26 protein-coding genes and 2 tRNA genes are annotated in these 22,997 nt (G+C 38.2%); 25 read left to right on the top strand and 3 right to left on the bottom strand.

Going from position 1 to position 22,997, the window contains the following annotated elements:
- Position 1: 1 nt before the first annotated feature.
- Positions 2 to 487, bottom strand: coding sequence for a hypothetical protein (locus GYA54_02675; protein NMC51606.1), 486 nt, complete (start codon positions 485 to 487; stop codon positions 2 to 4).
- Between the two features lie 121 nt (positions 488 to 608).
- Here GYA54_02675 and GYA54_02670 point away from each other — a divergent pair.
- From GYA54_02670 to GYA54_02550, 25 genes are all read left to right on the top strand, one after another.
- Positions 609 to 693, top strand: a tRNA-Ser gene (locus GYA54_02670).
- 317 nt (positions 694 to 1,010) lie between these two features.
- Positions 1,011 to 2,114, top strand: coding sequence for a UDP-N-acetylmuramate dehydrogenase (gene murB / locus GYA54_02665; protein NMC51605.1), 1,104 nt, complete (start codon positions 1,011 to 1,013; stop codon positions 2,112 to 2,114).
- Positions 2,115 to 2,125: 11 nt separating this feature from the next.
- On the top strand, positions 2,126 to 3,961 hold the full coding sequence (locus GYA54_02660) for a DNA primase (protein NMC51604.1): 1,836 nt from the start codon (positions 2,126 to 2,128) through the stop codon (positions 3,959 to 3,961).
- Positions 3,962 to 4,065: 104 nt separating this feature from the next.
- On the top strand, positions 4,066 to 5,301 hold the full coding sequence (locus GYA54_02655; GenBank protein ID NMC51603.1) for a sigma-70 family RNA polymerase sigma factor: 1,236 nt from the start codon (positions 4,066 to 4,068) through the stop codon (positions 5,299 to 5,301).
- A 60-nt stretch (positions 5,302 to 5,361) separates the two neighbouring features.
- Positions 5,362 to 5,616, top strand: coding sequence for a GIY-YIG nuclease family protein (locus GYA54_02650; protein NMC51602.1), 255 nt, complete (start codon positions 5,362 to 5,364; stop codon positions 5,614 to 5,616).
- Positions 5,607 to 5,678: transfer RNA gene (locus GYA54_02645), tRNA-Asn, on the top strand. Before GYA54_02650 ends, GYA54_02645 begins: the two co-directional genes overlap by 10 nt.
- 141 nt (positions 5,679 to 5,819) lie before the next feature.
- Positions 5,820 to 6,317, top strand: coding sequence for a hypothetical protein (locus GYA54_02640; GenBank protein NMC51601.1), 498 nt, complete (start codon positions 5,820 to 5,822; stop codon positions 6,315 to 6,317).
- Between the two features lie 84 nt (positions 6,318 to 6,401).
- The gene (locus GYA54_02635; GenBank protein ID NMC51600.1) at positions 6,402 to 7,904 is read left to right on the top strand and encodes a hypothetical protein; all 1,503 of its coding nucleotides are present in this window, start codon (positions 6,402 to 6,404) and stop codon (positions 7,902 to 7,904) included.
- 122 nt (positions 7,905 to 8,026) lie between these two features.
- Entirely contained in the window at positions 8,027 to 8,908 is an 882-nt protein-coding gene (locus GYA54_02630; protein NMC51599.1) for a hypothetical protein, read from the top strand.
- Between the two features lie 12 nt (positions 8,909 to 8,920).
- Complete coding sequence (locus tag GYA54_02625; GenBank protein ID NMC51598.1) at positions 8,921 to 10,351, top strand: hypothetical protein; 1,431 nt, start codon at positions 8,921 to 8,923, stop codon at positions 10,349 to 10,351.
- 23 nt (positions 10,352 to 10,374) lie between these two features.
- Entirely contained in the window at positions 10,375 to 11,736 is a 1,362-nt protein-coding gene (locus GYA54_02620) for a DHHC zinc finger domain-containing protein (protein ID NMC51597.1), read from the top strand.
- A 4-nt stretch (positions 11,737 to 11,740) separates the two neighbouring features.
- Complete coding sequence (locus tag GYA54_02615) at positions 11,741 to 11,965, top strand: hypothetical protein (GenBank protein ID NMC51596.1); 225 nt, start codon at positions 11,741 to 11,743, stop codon at positions 11,963 to 11,965.
- Positions 11,941 to 12,192, top strand: a complete 252-nt coding sequence (locus GYA54_02610) for a hypothetical protein (GenBank protein NMC51595.1) — start codon at positions 11,941 to 11,943, stop codon at positions 12,190 to 12,192. The genes GYA54_02615 and GYA54_02610 overlap by 25 nt, the downstream gene beginning before the upstream one ends.
- A 654-nt stretch (positions 12,193 to 12,846) precedes the next feature.
- A complete protein-coding gene (locus GYA54_02605; protein ID NMC51594.1) occupies positions 12,847 to 13,245 on the top strand; it encodes a hypothetical protein in 399 nt (132 codons plus the stop codon).
- Between the two features lie 80 nt (positions 13,246 to 13,325).
- Complete coding sequence (locus GYA54_02600; protein NMC51593.1) at positions 13,326 to 13,871, top strand: RNA polymerase sigma factor; 546 nt, start codon at positions 13,326 to 13,328, stop codon at positions 13,869 to 13,871.
- Complete coding sequence (locus tag GYA54_02595; protein NMC51592.1) at positions 13,853 to 14,395, top strand: hypothetical protein; 543 nt, start codon at positions 13,853 to 13,855, stop codon at positions 14,393 to 14,395. Before GYA54_02600 ends, GYA54_02595 begins: the two co-directional genes overlap by 19 nt.
- Positions 14,396 to 14,550: 155 nt before the next feature.
- Positions 14,551 to 14,790 (top strand): DUF5320 domain-containing protein, encoded by a 240-nt coding sequence (locus tag GYA54_02590; GenBank protein NMC51591.1) that lies wholly within the window; start codon positions 14,551 to 14,553, stop codon positions 14,788 to 14,790.
- 97 nt (positions 14,791 to 14,887) lie between these two features.
- A complete protein-coding gene (locus GYA54_02585) occupies positions 14,888 to 15,166 on the top strand; it encodes a DUF134 domain-containing protein (protein ID NMC51590.1) in 279 nt (92 codons plus the stop codon).
- A gap of 3 nt (positions 15,167 to 15,169) precedes the next feature.
- Complete coding sequence (locus GYA54_02580) at positions 15,170 to 16,285, top strand: YibE/F family protein (GenBank protein ID NMC51589.1); 1,116 nt, start codon at positions 15,170 to 15,172, stop codon at positions 16,283 to 16,285.
- A gap of 11 nt (positions 16,286 to 16,296) precedes the next feature.
- Positions 16,297 to 16,566: a thioredoxin family protein gene (locus GYA54_02575; GenBank protein NMC51588.1), complete on the top strand. Its 270-nt coding sequence runs from the start codon at positions 16,297 to 16,299 to the stop codon at positions 16,564 to 16,566.
- Between the two features lie 2 nt (positions 16,567 to 16,568).
- Positions 16,569 to 17,792, top strand: coding sequence for a hypothetical protein (locus GYA54_02570; GenBank protein ID NMC51587.1), 1,224 nt, complete (start codon positions 16,569 to 16,571; stop codon positions 17,790 to 17,792).
- Between the two features lie 218 nt (positions 17,793 to 18,010).
- A complete protein-coding gene (locus GYA54_02565) occupies positions 18,011 to 19,306 on the top strand; it encodes a hypothetical protein (GenBank protein NMC51586.1) in 1,296 nt (431 codons plus the stop codon).
- Positions 19,303 to 19,707 carry a cytochrome b5 domain-containing protein gene (locus GYA54_02560; GenBank protein NMC51585.1) on the top strand — a complete coding sequence of 135 codons (405 nt, stop codon included), beginning with the start codon at positions 19,303 to 19,305 and terminating at the stop codon, positions 19,705 to 19,707. The genes GYA54_02565 and GYA54_02560 overlap by 4 nt, the downstream gene beginning before the upstream one ends.
- A gap of 216 nt (positions 19,708 to 19,923) precedes the next feature.
- Positions 19,924 to 20,244 carry an FKBP-type peptidyl-prolyl cis-trans isomerase gene (locus GYA54_02555; protein ID NMC51584.1) on the top strand — a complete coding sequence of 107 codons (321 nt, stop codon included), beginning with the start codon at positions 19,924 to 19,926 and terminating at the stop codon, positions 20,242 to 20,244.
- A gap of 5 nt (positions 20,245 to 20,249) precedes the next feature.
- Entirely contained in the window at positions 20,250 to 20,735 is a 486-nt protein-coding gene (locus GYA54_02550; protein ID NMC51583.1) for a PspC domain-containing protein, read from the top strand.
- A gap of 58 nt (positions 20,736 to 20,793) precedes the next feature.
- Here the strand turns inward: GYA54_02550 and GYA54_02545 are convergent, their stop codons facing one another.
- Both GYA54_02545 and GYA54_02540 read right to left on the bottom strand, forming a co-directional pair.
- Entirely contained in the window at positions 20,794 to 21,537 is a 744-nt protein-coding gene (locus GYA54_02545; protein ID NMC51582.1) for a ZIP family metal transporter, read from the bottom strand.
- 1 nt (position 21,538) lies between these two features.
- Positions 21,539 to 22,948: a hypothetical protein gene (locus tag GYA54_02540; GenBank protein ID NMC51581.1), complete on the bottom strand. Its 1,410-nt coding sequence runs from the start codon at positions 22,946 to 22,948 to the stop codon at positions 21,539 to 21,541.
- Positions 22,949 to 22,997 lie beyond the last annotated feature (49 nt).

Raw genomic sequence — 22,997 nt, 5'->3', positions numbered from 1 at the left:
ATTATTTTACCGCCTCGATTCTTTTAGCCGTAAATTCTATCTTATCTTTGACATTTTTATAGTCAATGGCCGTTATCTCTTCGCCCACTTTGAGATCAGTTAGTTTGATTGTGGTGGTTTTATAAAATTGCCCAGTTTCTCCTGGCTTGACATTATTTATATCAAAATTCTTGTCTTGCCTTATGAATGTTGTTTCCTCATCAGTAAAAATAGTGATACTAGTATCTTCCTTGAGGTAGTTTTTGGCTGCTGTCGCCAGCATTACTATTTTATTGTCTTCGATTGACTGGATAGTCCCGAGATAGGAATAAAATTCATTTGGGAAACCGTCGCTACTCGGTGGGGCAACCTCTGGCCCCAAAATAGATTTCTTTAATAAATATGCGCCTCCGCCAATAACCACTATTATCAACAACAAGATTATTATGGCGGTGACCTTTTTGTGGCCATTGTTTTCGCCACCTGGTATGGGTATTGTGTTGTTCATATTTTTTATTTAATTAAAACATCTGCTTATATTATATCACAATTTATTATTTTGTAGTATCTTTGACTAAACGTTGAAAATTAGTTAAACTGGACTTAATTATATAAACTCTATTCAGGGCGGAGAGATCGCATAGCGGTCTAGTGCGCACGCTTGGAAAGCGTGTGTGTCGCAAGGCACCGAGGGTTCGAATCCCTCTCTCTCCGCTCTGAATAGAACAGCCAAAATATTTTTATTGCTTCTTATTAGGCTTTATCCACTCTGATATCAAACCGGGTGAGAAGCGAGCCAGCTGCTTGGCTCGCGTGAGGGATTCTAAAGCCGGAGTGATGTGTGGCGAGCCAAGGAGCGAGCCGCACCACGAGGCGGGGTCGCGCCGAGGAGGCGGAAGCCGACGAGAGTTGTGACCGACCCGCTCTCCGTTCTGGATAGAATTATTTTTAGAAACGCCAGCCGTCGGCTGGGTTTTTGCTTTTATACCCACATTTGCGTTAAAATGAGATTGTAGTAAGCTTAATCTACTATGAGCCCAAATATTCAAGAAAATGTGTCCCTAAAAGACCTGACTACCATGCATGTTGGTGGCCCGGCTCGTTTTTTTATTGAAGCCAAAAACATTGAGGATCTTCGGTCCGCCATTGACTGGGCCAAAGAGAAAACTTTATCAGTTTTTATTCTCGGCGGCGGCAGCAATTTGGTTATTAGTGACGCCGGATTTCCCGGTTTAGTTATCCAAGTAAAAATTAAATACTGGGAGGTTTTGCATGAAGATGATGATAAAGTATTTTTAAAAATTGGGGCTGGCGAAAATTGGGACGAGGTTGTTGCTCGAGTGGTTCGGCATGGCTGGTGGGGTTTAGAAAACCTATCTCTTATTTATGGCACGCTTGGTGGCATTATTGTCCAAAACGCCGGCGCTTATGGCGCGGAAATTAGCTCGGTCGTAAATCGGGTAGAAATCTACGACCGCGAAATTAGTGAGGTCAAAGAATTTTTTAAAGACGATTGCCATTTTGGTTATCGCAGCAGTTTATTTCAAAAAACTGAACGCTACCTCATTCTTTCCGCTGTCTTGGAATTAAAAAAAACCGGCACGTCCAATATCAACTACCCAGATGTCGCCAAATATTTTGCTGAAAAAAATATTATTGAACCAAATTTGTCTGACATCCGTCAGGCCATTGCTACCATCCGTCAGTATAAATTACCAGACCCCGAAGTCTTGGGCTCTGCCGGGTCATTTTTTAAGAATTTATTACTTACCACCGAAGAATATCAAAAGCTCAAAGAAAAAATTTCCGCCAATTTTAATTCCGATACAGTCACCAACCTTGAGGAGATAAAAAATAAATTTCCCATGGCTGAAGCTATCAAGATTCCCACTGCCTGGATATTAGATATTTGCGGCCTGAAAGGGGAGAGCGCTGGCCAGGCCTTTATTTATGAGAAACAGCCGTTGATTATTATTAATAAGAATAATTCCGCCACGGCTGATGACATTATGAATCTAGTCAAAAAAGTCCGCCAGACAGTTTTTGCCAAAACCGGGATAGAACTAGAGCTCGAACCAGAATTGGTGGGCTTTAGCCAAAAAGAATTGTTGGGTTATTTAAAAATTAAAAATTGAAAATTACTTAGATGCTCTCTAACGTTGAAGAAATAAAATCCAAGCTGGATATTGTGGATATTATCCAGGAATATCTGCCCCTAAAACAAGCTGGGGTCAATTTCAAAGCGAACTGTCCTTTCCATCAGGAAAAAACGCCGTCTTTTATGGTTTCCCGCGAGCGCCAGATGTGGCATTGTTTTGGCTGTAATGAAGGTGGTGACATGTTCGAGTTTATCAAAAAAATAGAAAATATTGATTTTCCAGAAGCCCTCAAGATTCTCGCCAATAAGGCCGGCGTCCACTTGCAATATCAGGACCCCAAAACCATCAATCTCAAAACGCGCATTTTGAGCATGAATGAAATAGCGACGGATTGGTTTTCTGGTCAATTATTAAATTCTTCTGCTGGCGCCAGAGCTCTAAAGTATCTCCGGGAAGCTCGCGGTCTAAATGACCAATTAATAAAAGATTGGCAACTGGGTTATGCGCTAGATAGCTGGGATGCCCTGGGGGAGCACCTGCGAAACAAGCAATTCACACGAGAAGAAATAATCCAAAGCGGCCTAGTGGTGCCCAAATCTGGCGGCTATGAATATTATGATCGTTTTCGCGATCGCATCATGTTCCCCATCTTGGACTATCATGGCAACGCGGTTGGTTTTACCGGCCGGGCCATGAAAGCTGAAGAGCAAGCCAAGTATGTTAATACTCCCCAAACCGCCGTTTATAATAAATCAGAAGTTATTTTTGGTCTCTATCAGGCGAAACAACATATTAAAGATAAAAATTTTGTTGTTATCGTCGAGGGCAATATGGACGTTATTGGCTCTGTCCGGGGGGGAGTCAAAAATGTCGTTGCTGTTTCTGGTACCGCTTTTACCCGCGAACAGGTGAAAATATTACAACGTTATACCAACAATATTATTTTTTCTTTTGATGCTGATTCCGCCGGCATTAGAGCCGCTGAAAGAGCCATTACTTTGGCCTGGCAGGAAGAGACCAATGTCAAAGTCGCTGTTATCCCAAAAAATATTGCCAAAGACCCAGATGAATTGGCCCAAAAAGACCCAGCTGCTTGGCAGTCGCTCGTCACCAAGGCGATCCCAGCTATGGAGTATTTTCTCAACCTCTATTTAGTTGATTATCATCCGGAAAAAATTGAGAGTAAAAAATTGGCTGCAAAAAACCTTTTAAATATTGTTATTAAATTGGAAAACCAGATTGAACAAGATTTCTACCTCAAAAAAATATCTGAAAAGCTAAACGTTTCCGAGAGTTCACTTCGCTCCGCAATTGACAAGGCAAAAAATAAAGTATCCGGCCAAAAAATGAGCCAGCCAGCAGCTGAGAATAACCAAAGAAAGATTAATATTGATAAAAAGTCAGCCGTCACCACTCGTTTGTTGTCTTTTATGCTGGTTGACCCAGACTATGCTGTTTATATTAGCGAGCAGCTTTCTCCCGACTATCTTAGCCCTGACTGGCAAGAAGTTTACCGCCTCTTGGTTGTTTTTTTAACCAAGCAGCTTTCGGGCAATGCGCCGACATCTGATCCCGTCGATTATGTCACAAAAAGCAATCCGAGTTTGACAACACTCGCAAATAGCCTGATAATAAAGAAAGAAGAATTGCGTGAGCTCTCTTATGCTGAGGCTGTTCACGAAATCAAACAGCACCTGGGTTATCTCAAAAAAATTTGTGCCGAAGACAGGCTGAACACCATCAAGAAAGAGATGCGCGAGCTGGAAAATTCTTTATCAGAGTCGTTGACACTGGCAGATCGTGAAAAAGTAAATTCTCAAATCAAAGAACTTTTAAGCCAATTTAATGTTTTATCCGCTGAATTAAAAGACACGGATTTTTAATTTTCTTTATGGCTCGCCCCCCAAAAAACAGCAGAAAGAAAAAAACGAGGAAAAATCATCCTTCCCATTTTAAGTTAAAAAATAAAAAAAATTATAGCCCAAAAATGAAGAAAAAAGATAAAGCAAAAAAAATATTCAAGCCCAGATTGAAAAAGAAGTTTTTCCACCCCAAATCAAAAAAGAAAGGCAAGATTATTCGTCCCAAAGCCAAAGTAAAAAAAGTAATCAAGGCAATGAGCCCTAAGGTGGAATTTCCCCAAGAGGCAGTAGATTCGCTTATAAAAAAGGGGAAGCTGCGCGGTTTTGTCACTGAATCAGAAGTTCTCTATGCCCTGCCGGAAATGGAGGAATATTTAGATCAGGCCGAAGAAGTACTTTATCGTCTCGATCACCTGAGTGTTAATATTATTGAAAAAGAGATTGGTTTTTTGGCCACAGAAAAAGTCCGCAAGGAAATTTTGGACGAAATCGGTATCAAATCAGACAAGAAAAAAGTGGATCTCACCGATATTTCCTCAGATTCTATTCAGATGTATCTGCGCGAGATCGGCAAAGCGCCATTGCTCCATACCGAAGAAGAGATGCAGTTGGCCAAGCGCAAGGAAAAAGGGGACAAAGAAGCGGAAAGGAAGCTGATTCAATCCAACCTGCGTCTGGTTGTTTCTATTGCTAAAAAATTTGTCGGTCGTGGCGGCCTGACTTTATTAGATTTGATTCAAGAAGGCAATATCGGTCTATTCCGGGCCGTAGAAAAATTTGATTATCGCAAGGGTTATAAATTCTCTACTTATGCTACCTGGTGGATCCGTCAAGCTATCACCCGGGCGCTTGCTGACCAATCTCGTACTATCCGCATCCCCGTCCACATGGTAGAAACAATTAATAAATTTCAACAGGTTCAACGCCGCCTGATCCAAGATCTTGGCCGTGAGCCCCTAGCCGAGGAAATCGCCGCCGAAATGGGAGAAGAAATTGAAAAGATTAATCATATCATGCAGATTTCCCAAGATACTGTCTCTCTCGAAACTTCGGTCGGTGATGATGGTGACGACGATGCCAAGCTTTCTGATTTTATTGAAGATACCAAGACTATGAGCCCATCAAAGGCCGCCTCCTTGCGGCTTTTGGCTGAACATGTTAAAAGTATTATTGAAGAATTAACGCCCAGGGAGAGAAAAATTTTAGAAATGCGTTTTGGTCTAGTTGATGGTGTCGCCCACACCCTAGAGGAAGTCGGTCAAGAATTTGGTGTGACCCGCGAACGTATTCGCCAGATTGAGACCAAGGCTTTGGAGAAAATTCAACAGCATTTGGACATGAAAAAGTTGAAAGACTATTAAATTTTGAATCACATTCGGGGATAGCTCTCCGCCAGCTGGCGGAGGTAGAGCAATAATTATATGGAATTTATAGTTTATTGTGTTTATAATAAAAAACATAATAAAATTTATATAGGGCAGACTAAAAATTTAGAAGAACGTTTAGCTTTGCATAACAATAAAATTTTTTCCAAGGGATATACCGCTAGGTTTGATGGTGAATGGGTTGCTATCTGCTTAGAGCATGTTGCGAGCAGGGAAGAGGCATTAAAAAGGGAGAAAGAATTAAAAAGTTATCGAGGCAGACAATTTATAAAAGGTTTTATTCGGGGATAGCTCAGCGGTAGAGCAATTGGCTGTTAACCAATGGGTCCAGGGTTCGAATCCCTGTCCCCGAGAATTAAAAAACTCATCAACTTTATGCTGGTGGATTTTTTAATTTTTAAGTAAACTCATAATAATATTGGCGCTGGGCAAACATGTATTGGGCTAGGAAAACAATTAAAAAATAGCCAAATTTATAATTAAATTATGAAAAAATGAAAAATAATAGATGGATAATCCTTGTCTTGTTAATTTTAATAATTTCGGGAACAGTGTTTATTAAATTAAAACAACCAAAACAAACGACAAAACAAGAAATAAACATTAGCGAGAAAAGTGCCGAAATTGCCCCTGTTGAAGAAAAAGAGAAAAAACCAATTAAGGTAATAATCATTAGCCCAAAGGAAGAAATGTTCCAAGCCAGACAAGCTCGAATGTGGTCGGCTAAGATTGATAATTTTGAGGATGAATACGGAAAATTTGGTTTTTGTGAATGGAGATTTTACCTTAACGAAAACAATGAAGAAGTGCTTTATAAAGAACAGACAGTTCGGACAGTGTTGAGTGCTGGTGGAGATAATACATGTGCTTTTACTTCTACATTTATTGAAAAAGTGGGTAAACTTAGAGTCGAGGTAACGGTGTTAATCAAAGATTTTCAAGAAAACCTAATCGAAACTTTCAAAGCTGAAAGAAACTATATTGTCGATTAAATAAATATTAATATTTATTTTTGTCAGAACTTTTCTATTTTTATAGGGATAAATATGTCTTATTAATTTTTAATAAAATAGCCTATGTCGATAAAAAAAATCTTGCCAATCGCAATTGTTACTGTAATAATAGTCATGGTCGTCGGTTTTTTGGCCTTAAAAAAAGGAGACAAAACTCCAACTTTAGACCAGACGGTTTATAGAAAAACCCTATCCGTTTCAAAAGAATATACTCTACTTAGATATCGGACTGAAAATGTTTTAGAAAAAGCCAAAGAGTACGGAGATTATGATAAATGGAATACTGAAATGAGTGCTGTTATTGATGGGTGGAAAGCGCTGGAAGGCGAAGTAGCGGAGTTAGAAAAAGAAGCTGACAAAATGGCTAATAAAAAAACAGCATTTAATTTAGTAAAAGGTGCTTCTGCTTATACTTCAGTTGAAATTCAAAAAGTAATTGAAAGTGCTCCAGCTGGTAAAACTGTAAGAACCCTGGCTAAACACCTGGGAGTTGATGTCAAAATGGCTCACTTAATTTTGAACCAAACTCAAGATCAAATTACCCGAGAGGCTTATGGGGAGGAAGGAGATGTCTTTGAAACTTGCGAACAAAATTCAATGAGAATTAAAAACGGAGCCAAGGTGACGGTGTTTGTGGGAGGGGTAGTGCTGACCGGAGGTGCTACTGGGGTTTTGGCAACGACAGCGACAGTGGTAGGCGGTGCGGATTTGGTTTTGGAGGTGGCGGATGATGAAGCCAGAATAGCTCTGGGAGATAAAAATAAGGTATCGGAAATGGTAAATAAGGCGAGAGCAGTGACTGAACCAGCAGCTAGTATTTTGACAATTGCCAATTTGCCGGGAAATATGTCAAAGGCGATGGAAAAAGTTAGTGCTGGCTATTTTGCTGCCGATCAAATCAGATCAGCCATTCAAGACGAAAAAATATTGGGAATTAGCATTAAAACTGATGAAAAGGGTGAAACTAAAGCTAGTGTGGCTGGGTTGACTGAGGAGGAAGTGCCTGAGTGGATGAAAGAAAATAATATCGTTAAAAGCGGAGAAAAAGTTGAGGAAATAATGAAACAAATTGAAGAAGAAATTAAAGAAGAAATCAAGCAAGAAGTAAAGCCAACAGAAGTTCTAAAAGAAGAAGTTAGCACGGAAACTCCAAAAACTAATTCTGATATTAATTCTAATCAGATTTTTAAAATTGTGAATGTCAGCGGAGAATCTTATATGATGGATGTTTGTTTTAATCCAACTTGTTGGGATGATCTGGCGGCTAATCCGGCCGAGGATAGAGATGTCGGCGGCATCTATACAATGGGGAAAGTCTATGGTCAGGGAGAAAGCTTCAAACATGGTTTCCGTCCATCTGATCTAAAAAAGAATAGTCAATCAGCGGAAATGCTAGCCGATAGTTATAGAATAACGGTTTATTTTGCCATAGCTCCTTTTGAGGGGCCAAAAAACAAGACCATTGAATATGGAACTTGGCAAAATCATTCAGTAGAAATAAAGGCGAAATATGGTGATGAACCAGTGATTGAATGGGATGGTAGTAGCTTAAGACAGGTTCAATAGGCAAAACTATTAATCATTATTAACCATCCAAAGCCGAAAGTAATCCCTTCTGGGCCAATGAATTTTAAAAACACCTGTTTTAACAGGTGTTTTTTTTTCTTAAATAAGGTATAATAAACAACATGAAAAGAAAAATTTGTATTGTTTTAGCGCTAATAATATTAGCAATAGTTGCTATTTTTATTTATTGGTTTAAACGCGGTGATGCTTGTTTGACACAACCCCCGTATTTCAATTGTCATACTCAAAATAAGCTTGATGATATTGATAATGAAATCAACAATTTATCAGGACAAATTTTAAGTTTAAATGAGCCGTCTATTTTCAATATTGATAAATATGAAGGTATGTTTTCTTTTAATCATATAGGAGAAGATGCTGATTTTGGTGTTGGTCGGACTAGAATCACGAAAAATGGAGAGATTAAATATTCCTTGGGTTTTTATACTAATTATATAGATCCAATACTTACACCTTTAACAAAAGACACTTTAATTGGTTCGGCTTGGCAATGGCCTCAAGATAGTAAATTATATAATGGTCCATTTACTAATTATTATTTAAATTTTAAAACCAGAAAAACTGTAGAATTACCGACTAAAGGTAAATTAGTTGCTAAATCGCAAGATGGTAGAAAGGTTGTTTTTCTAGAAAGTGAGTGTGATAAAAATCCACCTGTTATGGAAATAGATCACAGTTGCAACAATCAGAACTTAAGCTTAAGACTGATTAATTTATCTTTTATAAATGATGGGTATTTTATTACTCATTTTAAAGAAATGAAATTGCTTGATTTTAACCATGTGGTTTTTTCTCCTGATAGTAGTCGGATAGCGATTGAAGCAAAGATTAAATCAGTTGATTATGATACAGTAAACGAATATTGGACTTTATTTATTTTTGACCCAGAAAAAGGCGAAATTATTAAACAAAACAACAGGCTATCTAAAAACAGATATGAAAATGTTTTTTGGTCAGATAATGAAAATGTGATTTATTGGTAATTTAAATATATTATGAAAAAAATATCCTTTATTTTTATTGGCACTGTAATTATCAACTTGCTTATTATGTTATCGCCACGCAGTTTGGATGGTATGGTATTTGGTTACATCCCCGTAATTCTTATATATCTACTCATACCACTTGTTAGTGGTATTTTGTTTATATTGCTACAAAATAAAAATAGAAGTTATGAATTTTTGCCGATTCTTTTTATTGGCACTTTGGTTAACAATATAGCTATTGTCTTGGTCGCTTATTTTGTTGAATATTCACGTCATTTGTATTTGTACAAACCACCTTTTGACTTCTATATGTTTTTAGATATGTTTTTCCCTTTTGTTGTTTTAAGTCTGGCTGGCGGGTTGATTGGTTTGGTTATCAGAGGCATATCGGAGCAATTTAAGAAATATCCAAATTCAAAAATAACCATAACTTTGAGAAAAATATTTGGAGGAATATTTTTGGGCGTGGGGTCGTTGGGAATATTGACATCTGTAATTATATTTTTGATTTTATTTTTTAATCCCTCATGTTCTTGGCTTCAGCACGTAATGGTTGATTTTAGGATAATAGACGTTGTTGGATTTTTTAACTATTATTTATCGCTTTTATCCTTGCTGGCCATTATTACAATACCATTGTTTTTTGTAGGAATATTGGGATTAATGCTGTTTTCCAGTAAGAAAAATATTTTTAATTTAAAATTATTTTTAAAATTAATTTTATTATTCATATTATGTTTGGGAATTTTTATCTTGCAGTCTTGTCACCTGAATACTGAATTTCAAAATAAAAAGACTGAGTTCAAAGAAAAAATGCAAGAAGTCAGTATTGATATTAAAGATTTTGATAGTATTTATATTTCACGCTACGTTAAGTTTGACGACATAATAATTAAGCAAGGTGAATATTTTGATATTAAAGTCATAGGCAGCGAGTATGACCAGATTGGATTAGAATTTGCCAAAGTCGGCGATACTTTAAATATCAAAAGATCGGAATTGGAGACATATTATAATACCAATACTTGGACGATGGAGAATGATAAAATACCATTTGCAGCCGGCACTAAGCGTTTAACAATAGAAATAACAATGCCCGATATTGAAAAAATAGAGAATGAAGCCGCTAATATTATATTAGAAGATTTGGAAATTAATAATTTGGAAATAAAACTTACTCATAGATTTAATAATATAAAAGGTAATATAGAAGTTGCTAATACGTTAAAATTAGAAGCTGAAGGTGGTATAATCAATCTGACTGGTTCAGCTAAAAATTTAATAATAAATTCAGGTGATTGCTGGATTGAAATGGATAAATTTACAACGGAGCAAGCGACAATTAACGCGATAAATACGAGCAGATTAAATGTATATGTTACAGGCAATATGGAAGTTGTGTCAGGCAAAAATTCTGGCATCGTGAATTATTATGATTAATTATAAATTTTAAAAATATATTTATGAAAAATGTTTTAGTAATTATCAGTGAATATTTGTCCCGATTTTTTAGTGTAGCGCTGGTTGGGGGAACGTTGCTTTTATTTTCAACTTTTATTTCCATCCCTGATTTGTGGATGGGTGGCGGTCGGTCTGGCAACATATTTCACAATAATTTTGGCAGTATTTTTCTAGAAAATTTTGAAAATAATTATTCGTGGTTTTTCTTTTTCCCACTTTTGTATTTTACGCTTTTCTTTTTGGTAATATCAATTTTTTTATGGGTCTATTACCGGCATGATAAAAAAACCGGGGGAATCGGATTTAAAAATGTAATATTGTCCATACTTGTAGTATTTTTGTTAATTTATTTTCCGATTAGGGTTGATAATTTCGGCGATAAGATATCACAAATTAAAATAGAAGAGCTGGCTAGCTATAATTTGGTAAAAAAAATATCAACTCCGGCTGAACGTCGTGAATTGTTAAATGTTTATCACTCACTTTATCAAGAAGGCTTGGTGACTTGGCGACATGATCCGCTCAAGGTAGTTGAGTATGATCTTAAGTATGGAATTTTGCGGTCATTAGACGGCGAGAATAATGAACTAACTTTGGAGTTTGCGTCTGATATACAGGGAGGGGCGATGGGCAATACTATAGTTAGGCTGGAAAATGACAAACATCAAGCTGATATCCATTTAAGTTGTTTGGGTGGTGAAGAGGATAGAGTTTGGCTGACTTACGGATATGAGATTGATAAAAATTTAATAGAAAATAATTTTAGCAATGACAAAATTGAAAAAGCGATATCTAATTATCTTTTGACTGAAAAACATTTCAGCTGGAAAAACAGGGAGGACAGTCATAGTTTTTGTACGATTAAAAACCTAAAACCTGATCAAGAATTATTTCCATTATACATTTGGGCTTATTGTGGGGAATATGTGATTGAAGACAATGAATTAAAAACAGTAAGCGGTTCGTCTGGCCCGGCTAAAATAGATTATCCAAATGAATTATCATATTATGATTTGAATAAATTTTCTTACGAAGCTCCAGGGGATGGGTCTAATTATTCAAAAGATATTAAAAGAATATTTCCAGATGATGTTCAGCAAAAAATATTAGAACATGATGTAGAAGATTTAATTGCAAAAGCCGAAGAATACGCTTTTACTAATATTTCTAATTGGAATTTGATAAAACAGGCTATTGCAAATTGTGAAATAGCATCTATTATGCAAACCCATGCTTTAGAAGTAACAGCTGTTTTTAAAGATGGTAGAGAAATAACAGCCCAAGAACCTGTAATAGATGATATTTTTGATATTATAAACGAGTATAAAGATAAATGTGGTGAGATTAGAATGACTACTGAATAAATTTATGAAGAACGAAATAAAAATACAATCAGACCAAGAGGAAAAAGATCATAAATGGCGAAGAATGCTTTTATTTTTGCCCGTGTTAATATTAGGCGTTTCTATAATCATATTCGGCGGATATGACGACAGCCCCGGCGCTCAAGGGATCGGACTTTTAATAACTTTAATCGGCTTTTGGAAATTGATAATTAGAAAAAAGATATGGAGAAGAAAAACAAAAGAATAATTTATTTTGCGATCGGAACGGGACTTATACTTTTGATACCTTTGGTATTAACTTTGATAAACCCAAACGCGACTATTAACGGAGGTCAAGGCGGTGGCTGGGATTGGAGCTTAGGCGATTTTATTATGGTCGGTGTTTTCTTATTTGGCTCGGGCATTGCTTACGAATTGATTTCAAGAAGATCCAGCGATATATTTCCTATAAAGCAGGCGTGGGCGTGGCAATAGCGACAGCTTTGCTTCTTATTTGGATAAACGGGGCTGTTGGTATTATCGGAAATGAAGACAACCCAGCTAATCTGTTGTATGGCGGAGTCTTGTTAATTGGCGTTAGCGGCGTTTCTATCGCTCGCTTAAATCCGAAAGGAATGGCGATTGCGTTGTATATAACAGCGTTCGCTCAAATGTTGGTTCCTGTGATTGCGTTTTTTATTTGGCCCCCCAGCGTTATCTCATGGTCGCCCAGCGTTCCCGGAGTATTTGTCCTTAGCGGATTTTTCGCCACATTGTTTATAATATCGGCCTCGCTGTTTTTAAAAGCCAGCGAGAAGAAGTGATTTTTTATTGTTTGAATTATATTAAATTAGACACTCTTTTTTATACTGTCCCATTTGTCCCATTTGTGTTAAAATTTTAATATAAAGACCTCGACCCGTTCCCGTTGTTTACCACAGTACAAGTCGCCCAAAGAACCCCCAAAAGACCCCAATCTGGTAGTACTAGACCGAGGTTGGGAGAATTAAAAAACTCATCAACTTTATGCTGGTGGATTTTTAATTTATGAATAAAATATAAAAATGAAAGAAAAGACGCCTTTGAGTTGTATTAATAGTGAAAGGTCGTTAATTATTAGAATATATATTAGCTAAATAATATAAATATATGAAAATTAATAAAAAAATATTAATGCCTTCGTTCCTCGGATTCGCGGTCTTGTTCGGGGCTCTGGGCGCGAGTCAGGTTTTGGCCTATCAGGGAGATTATACTCAAAAAGGGCCAAATTATTCAGAAGAAAGACACGTCTTGATGACCAGTGCCTTTCAAAACAGAGATTATTCCGCCTGGAAAGAATTGATGGCCGGCAAGGGTGGGCGAGTAAACCAGGTTGTCAACCAAGAAAACTTTGCCAAATTTACTGAAGCCCACGATTTGGCTATGCAGGGAAAACGTGAGGAGGCCAACAAAATAAGACAAGAATTGGGCTTAAGGGCTGGTGGACAAAAAGCTGGGTCTGGCTATGGCCAAGGCAAGGGTCAGGGTTCTGGGCGCTATTCAAGATAATTATTAATAAAACAAACCCGGCTTGGAATCTCAAGCCGGCGTTTGTTGCTTTTTATTTTTGGAGAGGATAATATTTATATATGCACAACCTTGCGCAGTTATCAGATGAACAATTGGTTGAATATATTATCAAAGAAAATCAGGAATTATTTTCCGAAATAGTTTTGAGATATCAGGAAAAATTGTTTCGATATGCCAATTCTTTATCCAAAGACCGTGACAAGGCCGCTGATATTGTCCAGAATTCTTTCATTAAAGCTTTTATAAACCTGAAGAGTTTTAAAACAGAGATGAAGTTTTCGACCTGGATTTATAGAATTATACACAATGAGGCGATCAATGAGATTAAAAAAAATAAGCAACAGATTGAAATGCCGGAGGGCTTTGATATTGGGAGCGAAGATGATATGGAATTTGATTTTGATCGGCAGGAGATGATTAAAAAGGTGAGAAGTTGTCTAGAAGAAATACCTATTTTATATAGTGAACCATTATCCTTATATTTCTTTGAGGAAAAATCCTACAATGAAATAGCCGATATTTTGAGGCTCCCCTTGGGAACAGTTGGGACCAGGATCAATCGAGCTAAAATTTTTATGAAAAAAATATGTCAAACAAAGAAATAGATTTAAAAGAAAAAATAATGGAGAGGATTAAATCCGGAGAAATAAAAATGAAGCCAAGGTGGTATTTTGTTTTTGGCTCGCTGGCCTCAGCCGCTGGTTTGGTTAGTATTTTGGTAGTAACTATTTTTTTAGTCAACTTTGCTATTTTTTCTTTGAGGACCAATGGCTATATGCGCGGCTATAAGTATGATCAAATTATAGCTAGTTTCCCTTGGTGGGCGCTTGTCTTGGCTGTTTTTGGAGTACTCTTAGGCGTAGTCCTACTCAAGAAATATGATTTTTCCTACAAAAAAAATTTTTCAACAATCGTGCTCAGCCTCTTAGTCTCACTTCTGATCGCTGGTTTATTGGTTAATTTTTTGGGTATCAACGATGTTTTTGCCAGAAAGGGTATGATGAAAAAAATATATAAAAGATATGACGGCCGGTGCGGAGCTACGATGATTAAAAATGAAGCTGGGTCAAAAACGCGAGCCAATCCAACGCGCGTTTTTAAAGATCAGTTTATACTAGAAATTTCCTAAGAAGTGCTTATAGAAGTTGGTTTAAAAAACATTTCCACAATGAGGTGTTTTTTAGTTTTTATTTGACACAAAATAGTTATGGGTGTATATTCATAATAGGGATAGTGGATAAAGGTCGGACTATCTGCTAAAATTAATCAGTAAACTATAAATATATGCCTAGATTAAATAAAACAGGTCCGATGGGTCAAGGTCCTCTGACCGGCCGGGGAATGGGTCTTTGCGGCGGAGGGATGGGACGTGGCTGGGGTTTTGGGGGTGGCTATGGTTATGGTCGTAGATTTATTTCACCCAAAAACGAACTAGCCGCTTTAGAAGATGAGAAAAACTTGTTAGAGGAAGAATTAGCCGCTGTTCAGGAAGAGATAACTGTTTTAAAGGGCCAAAAAAAATAAAAGAAGGCGTGAGAACCGGCCCTCTGCCTAGGGTAGGGGGCCGAACGACCTTCTTTCAGAATTAATTTATCATATAAATTAGAAAATATCAATCTTTATGCCAAGACCCAGACTGTGCCGGAGAATAAGATTTAGTCCCCGGATAAATTATTTCAAACCCCAGGGCGTGCCCCTAAGCCAATTAGAATTAGTGGAATTATCAGCCGAAGAGCTGGAGGCTTACCGTCTGCGGCATATTAATGATTTGGAGCAAAAAGAAGCGGCAGAAAAAATGAATACCTCCCAAAGCACCTACCAAAGGATTTTGTATTCCGCTTATAAAAAAATTGCTGATGCCCTGATCAACGGCAAAGCAATCAGTATTATTAAAAAGTAAAAAATGAAAATAAAGTTTTTAACATTTATTTCTTTGGTTTTGTTTTTATTACCGATGTCCTCATTCGGCCAAGATTTTGATGTTGCCAACGAACAAATGTTTAAGGCTAGAGTCGTTGAGGTTCTGGAACAAAAAACCTCCACACGTGAAGACGGCTCAAACTCCATTCAACAGAAACTAAAGCTCCAAGGACTTGAGGGAATTTGGGAAAATAAAGACCTGATTTTTGACGGTACAGAACTTGATATGCTTTCTGCCAGCGAATATCAAGTTGGCGATCGGGTTTTGGTCAATCGCAGTTTGGGTCCGGTTGGGGAGGAGACTTTTTATGTGATTGGGTATTCGCGGACTAGCTCTATTTATTGGCTGGCGCTTTTATTCGCTTTAATAGTGATAATTGTCGGCAGGCTAAAGGGCCTAAGGGCTTTAGTTGTTTTGTGCCTGACGTTTTTGATTATTCTTAAATTCATTATTCCCAAAATTTTGGCCGGCAGTGATCCGCTCTTGATCAGCATCGCCGGCTCATTTTTTATTTTAATCCTCGCTGTTTATATTACCGAGGGCGTTAAAAAAACATCAACCATTGCCATTTTTGCTATTCTAATTTCCCTAGTTATTACCGGCTTATTATCCTTTTGGTTTTCGGCCATTGCCAAACTGACCGGCTTTGCCAGTGAAGAAGCGGTCTTTTTGATGGATCTCGCCGGAGGCAATATTAATATCAAAGGCCTGCTCTTGGCCGGTATTATTATCGGCGCTTTGGGTGTTTTGGATGACGTGATTATTTCCCAAGTAATGTTAGTCAAAGAACTAAAAACATCCAATCCCCAATTAACGAATAGTCAAGTTTACAGACAGGCTATGCGGGTAGGCATTTCGCATTTGAGCTCCATGGTCAATACCTTATTTCTAGCTTATGCCGGCGCTTCCTTACCCCTGCTTATTTTATTCAGTGTCAAACAACCGCCTTTTTTGACCTTTAATCAGGTGTTGGACAATGAGATGATCGCCACGGAAATCGTCAGAACCATCACCGGCAGTATCGGTTTAGTTCTGGCCGTGCCTTTAGCGACATTGTTGGCTGCCCAGTTTATTAAAAATAAAAAAATTAATAATTAATTTTGATCAATATGAAAGTTCTAAAATTTGGCGCTGTTTGGTGCGCCGGTTGTCTGGTTATGAAACCCCGCTGGAAGGAAATTGAAACGGAAAATACCTGGCTTAAAACAGAGTATTATGATTTTGATGCGGACAAGGACATGGTGGAAAAATATAATATTGATAAAACTTTACCCGCTTTTATTTTTTTGGATGATAATGGCGATGAATTTTTACGCCTAAACGGTGAGGTAAAAAAAGAAAAATTATTAGAAATTATCAACCAAAATCGCAATAAATAAGTATGAAAAAAAGATTGTTTTTCATATTAATTTCTTTTGCTCTTATTTTTTTGCTTTTTGGGCAAGTAAATGCTCAAACACGAAAAAAAGTTAATATCTATTTCTTTTGGCAGCAAGGCTGTCCGCATTGCGCTACAGAAAAACCATTTTTAGAAGATTTAGTTAAACAAAACCCACAACTGGAGCTGCGTTCTTTTGATATTGGCTCAAGCCATGAGAGTATAGAACTCTTAGCTGATATCGGGCGAAGATTGAATATTAATATTCAGGGTGTACCCTTTACTCTGATTGGAGAGAGGTATTTTATCGGCTGGCATAAAGAATCCACCACCGGAGCGTCTATTAAACAAGCCGTGGATTTGGCCCTCGTCCTGCCTTGCCTGGACATAGTTAGAGAAATTGAGATCAAAGAAGATATTTTATTGGACAAACCGGAGGAAGGCGAATGTCAGCAGAAAGGAGGGGTGACCATTCTCCCGGCAGAAATTAAATTACCACTTTTAGGCGAGGTCGCCTTGGAAAATATCTCTTTACCTCTGCTGACCATTGTCATGGGTGCGCTGGACGGATTCAATCCTTGTGCTATGTGGACATTACTTTTTTTGATTAGTCTGCTTTTGGGCATGAAAAATAGAAAAAGAATGTGGCTTTTGGGTGTGGCTTTTATTTTTACTTCCGCCCTAGTTTATTTTCTTTTTATGTCAGCTTGGCTGAATCTGATATTATTTTTAGGTTTTGTCACTTGGGTGAGGGTAATAATTGGAGCATTGGCCTTCTTCGGCGGCGTTTACAACCTAAAAGAATTTTTATTAAATAAAGACAGTGGTTGCAAGGTGGCCGACGACGAAAAGCGCCAAAAAGTATTTAAAAAAATTAAAAACATTATTGGGCAAAATAGCCTTTGGTTGGCCATCGGGGGCATTATCGCCCTAGCCCTTTTGGTTAATTTAGCAGAGCTTGTTTGTTCTGCCGGCTTACCTGCGGTTTACACCCAAGTCTTGGCTTTAACAGAATTATCAAAAACTCAGTATTATTTCTATATTTTGCTTTATATATTTTTCTTTATGCTGGATGATTTGTTTATTTTCTTTGTAGCCATGATTACTTTGGAGATGACCGGCATTACCACCAAATATACAAAATATTCAAAACTAATCGGCGGGCTTCTCATGCTCTTGATTGGCCTGCTTTTAATTTTCAAGCCACAATGGTTGATGTTTGGGTAGGGGCCAGTCTCTGGTCCTATTTTGGTAGGGTTTGTTGCCACAGCCACATGATTTAATCTCCAAAAGATAACCCCATCCATACGCTTACTTATTCTAGTTAGTTTTTTGTTTTTGGTATAATTAGTCTACAAAATAACCACCCCTGGTGGTTTTTGTTGTCAAAAATAAGAGATGATAATATAATTAAATTACCCTTAATTCAAGGTACAAAAATCCTCATGTCTAATAAAACAAAAATTATTCTCGGCTGGACCGTGCTTATTATCATAAATATTATCCCCGTCATCTTTTGGTTTTTTGTTGAGCCAATATCTTTTCGTTTTCTTAATCTCAACTCCACTCTCACTAGTTTTGGTCAAATATTTGCCCTTCTGGGATTTTCACTTTTTGCCACCGCTATTATCTTATCTGCCAGATTAAAATTTTTAGAGCAATATTTTAATGGCCTAAACAGGATTTATATTAAACACCATATTTTTGGCGGATTGGCTTTTGTCCTTTTATTATTTCACCCGCTTTGGCTGGCGGCCAAATATGCCACCTATTCGAGCCACAGTGCCGCTCTTTTCCTGCTCCCCAGTTTTAATAATTTGGCCAAAACTTTGGGCGGCCTCTCCCTTGGTTTACTGATTGTCCTTCTGATTATTACCTTCTACTCGGTGCTCAAATATCACCTCTGGAAGATTTCCCACAAGTTTCTGGCCCTAGCTTACATTTTTGGCTTTGCCCATATGTTTTTTATCCCGAGTGATGTTTCTCGGCATAGCGGCCTTAGAGCTTATCTAATTGGTCTTAGTTTAATTGCCTTTGCTGCTATTATCTATCGAGTAGTCTTCCCTAGCGCTTTTGTCAAAAAATATAATTACACCGTCAGTGCTGTCAATAAATTGAGTTATGATATTATTGAGGTTGCCATGCGTTCTTCAGGAGAGAAAATTTCTTTTAAGCCTGGCCAGTTTGCTTTTTTTGGTTTTGATATCACAGGATTTGACCGCCAGCCCCACCCTTTTTCTTTTACTTCCGTCTCTGGCGATGAAACATTAAAAATAGCCATCAAATCCCTTGGCGATTTTACGGCTGTTTTGGGCGAAAAATTAAAAGTTGGCACCAGCGTAAAAATTGAAGGCCCCTTTGGGCGGTTTTTTATCCCCGCGGAAAAACAGATCTGGCTCGCTGGTGGCATTGGTGTTACACCCTTTATCAGCCTGATGAGAAATCTTCCTGCTTATGCAAAAATTGATTTCTATTGGTCGGTCGTTAGCGAAAAGGACATCTTGTGGAGAGAGGAAATTGAAAATATTTTTTTAGTCAATAAAAATTTGAGGTTTTTCCCTCACAATTCCACCATCGATGGCCGCCTGACAGCCGAGATTATAAAAGACAAAAGTCAGGAGCTGGAGGGCAAGGAAATTTTTATCTGTGGTCCACCGGCTATGATGCGCTCGCTCAAAAAACAATTAATTAATCTGAATGTGGAGAAACACCACATTCACACAGAGGAATTTAGCTTATGACAAAAAAAATAGTTTCTGTTAGTTTGTTTGTCTTCTTTGCTGTGGTGGTGGCAGTTTTGGTGGCTGGCTTTGTTCTAAATGATCGCCAAAATTATTCAGGGGAGAATGCAAATCAGCCAGCTGCCAATCAGGGCGCCGTAATTACCCTCACTGTCGAAGAAGTGTCGCGCCACAGCAATGCTTCTGATTGCTGGGTAATTATAAATAACGAAGTTTATGATGTTACCGAGGCTATCGCCGGGCACACTGGTGGTAGTGAGGCCATCAGTGCTGCCTGCGGGACAGAAGCCACGGAGGTTTTTAATACCAAGGGAGACAAAAACAAACCGCACTCTATGTCAGCCAAAGAAATTATGGAGAATTATCTGTTAGGAGGGCTAAACCAAAAAATTAACCAATAATAAAAAAATATGTCAAAGAGCCAACTCGTCACTGTTTTTATTTTGGTGCTCGTTATTATCATCATTGTTTTGCTCTGGATTTTCCTGCCGGCAAAAAATTTTGATAACTCCGCCGCCGTGAATTCCAATCAAACAAACACCAATACCACCGTTGGTGCCAATAAGGAAGGTAATGCCATCAAGCCCGATACCAATAATCAATTAATCCAAAACCCCATGGAACTCCAAATTGAAACCCTAACTCCCGGCCAAGGCGAGCCGATTGTGGCTGGCCAGACGGCCGTGGTTCATTATACTGGTTGGTTGACCGATGGCACCAAGTTTGATTCCAGCGTTGATCGTGGCACACCGTTTGAATTTGTGGTTGGCGCTGGGGCTGTCATTGCTGGTTGGGATCAAGGTGTTATTGGCATGAAAGTAGGGGAGAAACGCAAGCTGACTATTCCCTCTGATCTGGCCTATGGTGACGCTGGCGTTGGTCCGATCCCGCCCAAAGCCACACTTGTTTTTGAAGTTGAGCTTTTAACCATTAAATAATTTTTATGGACACACAATCATCACAACCCAAAAAATTATACCGTTCCAGTAGCGATAAAGTACTCTTTGGCGTTTGTGGCGGTTTGGGCGAATATTTCGATGTTGATCCTATTATCGTCCGCGCTCTTTTTGTTGTCTTCGCCCTGATGGGCGGTGGCTCAATAATTCTGTATATAATTTTGGTTCTTATTATCCCGAGCGCCAACCCAACACTTACTTCCAGCCAAGAGATAAAACAATTTGCTGGTGAGCTGGGTGAAAAAGCAAGAGAAGTCGCTAATGAATTTAAAAAAGAAGAAAAACCCTCACCTAGCAATTCGCACCGCTTCTTTGGCCTAATAGTTCTTTTGGCGGGTTTATTTTTTCTGTTGAAAGAATTTTTTCCCTGGCATTTTTATTATTATTTTTCCTGGTTACGCTGGGGCATAATTTGGCCACTTTTGGTGATTGCGCTCGGCCTCTATTTAGTTCTCAAAAGCGACAAAGAATAAATTTATTAGAAAAACAGGGGATTGCTACCCCTGTTTTTTGTTTAAATTTTTTCCAATCTTATTCTACTATGATTTTACCCATCAGATAAACTAAAACAATCCCCGCCACAAACCACACTGCCTGTTTGGTTATTTTTTTACTATCGGTTTCGTGATGAATTATTGGTATGAGATCAGCCATGGCCAGATAAATAAAATTACCAGCCGCTATAGCCAGGAGTACGGGCGTTATTGAGAGCTTGTCGGCCAGAAAATAGGCAGTCAGTGCTCCTATGACCGCTGTCAGCCCGAAAAATAAATTATAAAGATAAATTTTTTTCATAGACAGTCCGGCATAGGACAAAACTCCAGCATCTGACAATTCCTGAGGTATTTCATGCACCATTATAGCCACCGCTGTCAGAAAGCCTAGCCGGATATCAACCATAAAGGCCGATGCCAAGACCATGCCGTCTACAAAATTGTGTAGTCCATCGCCAAACAAATTGAACCAAGCCAGATGATGGTGGTTTTCACCCTCGCAATTACCATGTTGGCAGTGGTGCCAGCGGAAAATCGTTTCTGCCAGAAAAAATACCAAAATTGTTATTAGGATGGTTACCCCCAAAGTGGCTGGCGCGAGCCCCTCTTCTAGCGTCTCTGGGATAATATCCAGCCACACCACTGCCAAAAGCACCCCAGCGGCCAGGCTGATCAGTCCGATTATTTTTTTATATAAACCAGTTTTGTAGAATAAAAAAATTCCCAAAACAGAAATCAGGCTGATTATTATTGTTGAAGATAAAATTATGATTAATGTCATATTATTTATTCATATACTCTTTATATTGACTGGTCTTCTGCCAGCTCTCCCAACCAATTGTCGGGTGTACTGTTCTGCCGCCTAGCTGAATCGCTCGGATAATCGCTTCTGCTGGGTAGTTGCCATAAACATAAGCATTCAAAAGCGTGCGCCAATTTTTTGTACTTATTTTTACATTACCCAGCCTTATTTTTATTAGCGCTCTCAGTTCTTTTTCTTTAATTGCCTCTTTGCTGATGAGGAATTTTGGTTTCATATAATAATCTATCCTCAATCTAGTGCTGCCGGGGATCAGGGGGTCATAACCGTATTTTATTTCCACATCATCATTGTAGCTGTCACCATCCGTGTCTTTTTTGTTTGGGTTGGTGCCAATTTCTTTTTCATAAGTATCAGACAGCGTATCACCATCCGTGTCCTTGTATGGTTCTGGTGGCACCTGCGGCTTTGGGATTACCAGACTGGGGTTCAATGTCGTAAAGGTGTATTCTTTTGTTTCTTTTCTTTTACCATAAAAACTGTCATAACATTCCAGTTTATAATAATATGTCGTTGACGGTTCTAGCCCGGTGATAGTAATAGCGTGGTCCAGAAGTCGTTCTTTGTTGTTCGCTTCCAACTCTTTATTGTGTTCATTGGTTTTGGTACCATAGCGTATTTTGCATCTGGCGATCATATTGGTTTTCCAGCTGAGCATTGCCTCTCTGGAAAAAATCATTGTCGGGTCAAAATCTATTGGTTTTATATTGTCTATTATCAAATCGTTTTTATTACTAATATAAATGCCGGTTCTGGCGCTAACCACCTCTGATATTTTGTTCCCACCCCGGTCCTCGGCTATTATTTTAAAATAATATTTCTGGTCAGCATCCAAGTCTTGAATCAAAATATCGTGTCTCTTCTTAAATTCACCATCGCCGGCGCCTCTATTAAGATTATTGAGATCGGGGCTAAACTTTATCTCCGCCCTTGTTTCCTCGTTTGTTTCCCAAAAAATAGCCGCAGCGTCCCTGGTAGTCTGGATGACATTGGTGGATACAAATTCCGGCGCAATCGTATCCGGCATGTCTTTGGTGGAGAATGTCTGTAAAAATAATTCTTTAGCTTCTCCTGCTTGGTTTATTGCCACTATTTTGTAATAATAAGTAATATCTTTTTCCAGTCCATAAATAGTGCTTTCATGGCTAAAATCATAAACCCCATATTCAATAGTTTTGTCGAGTTTGTCAGCGCTGGTACCATAATAAACAAAAGCCTTGGTCGGTTCGCCAAAAGTGTCCCAGCTGATTTTGGCCGTACCGTTTTTTATAGCATAAACATTAACATTGCTAAACTTTATCTCCGCCCGGACCGTTCCGGCCAAAAACAAAAAAGCCAAAATTAAAACACAAAAAAAAGCCCTTTTTTTCATAAAATTTATTTAAAAAATCTAATTGTTAACTGTTTTTATTATTTCATAT

This window comes from Candidatus Kuenenbacteria bacterium (genome assembly GCA_012797775.1).
Classification (GTDB): Bacteria; Patescibacteriota; Patescibacteriia; order UBA2196; family GWA2-42-15; genus JAAZMX01.
Note: the sequence above shows the minus strand (reverse complement) of the source record. Positions and strands in the feature narration are given on the sequence as shown.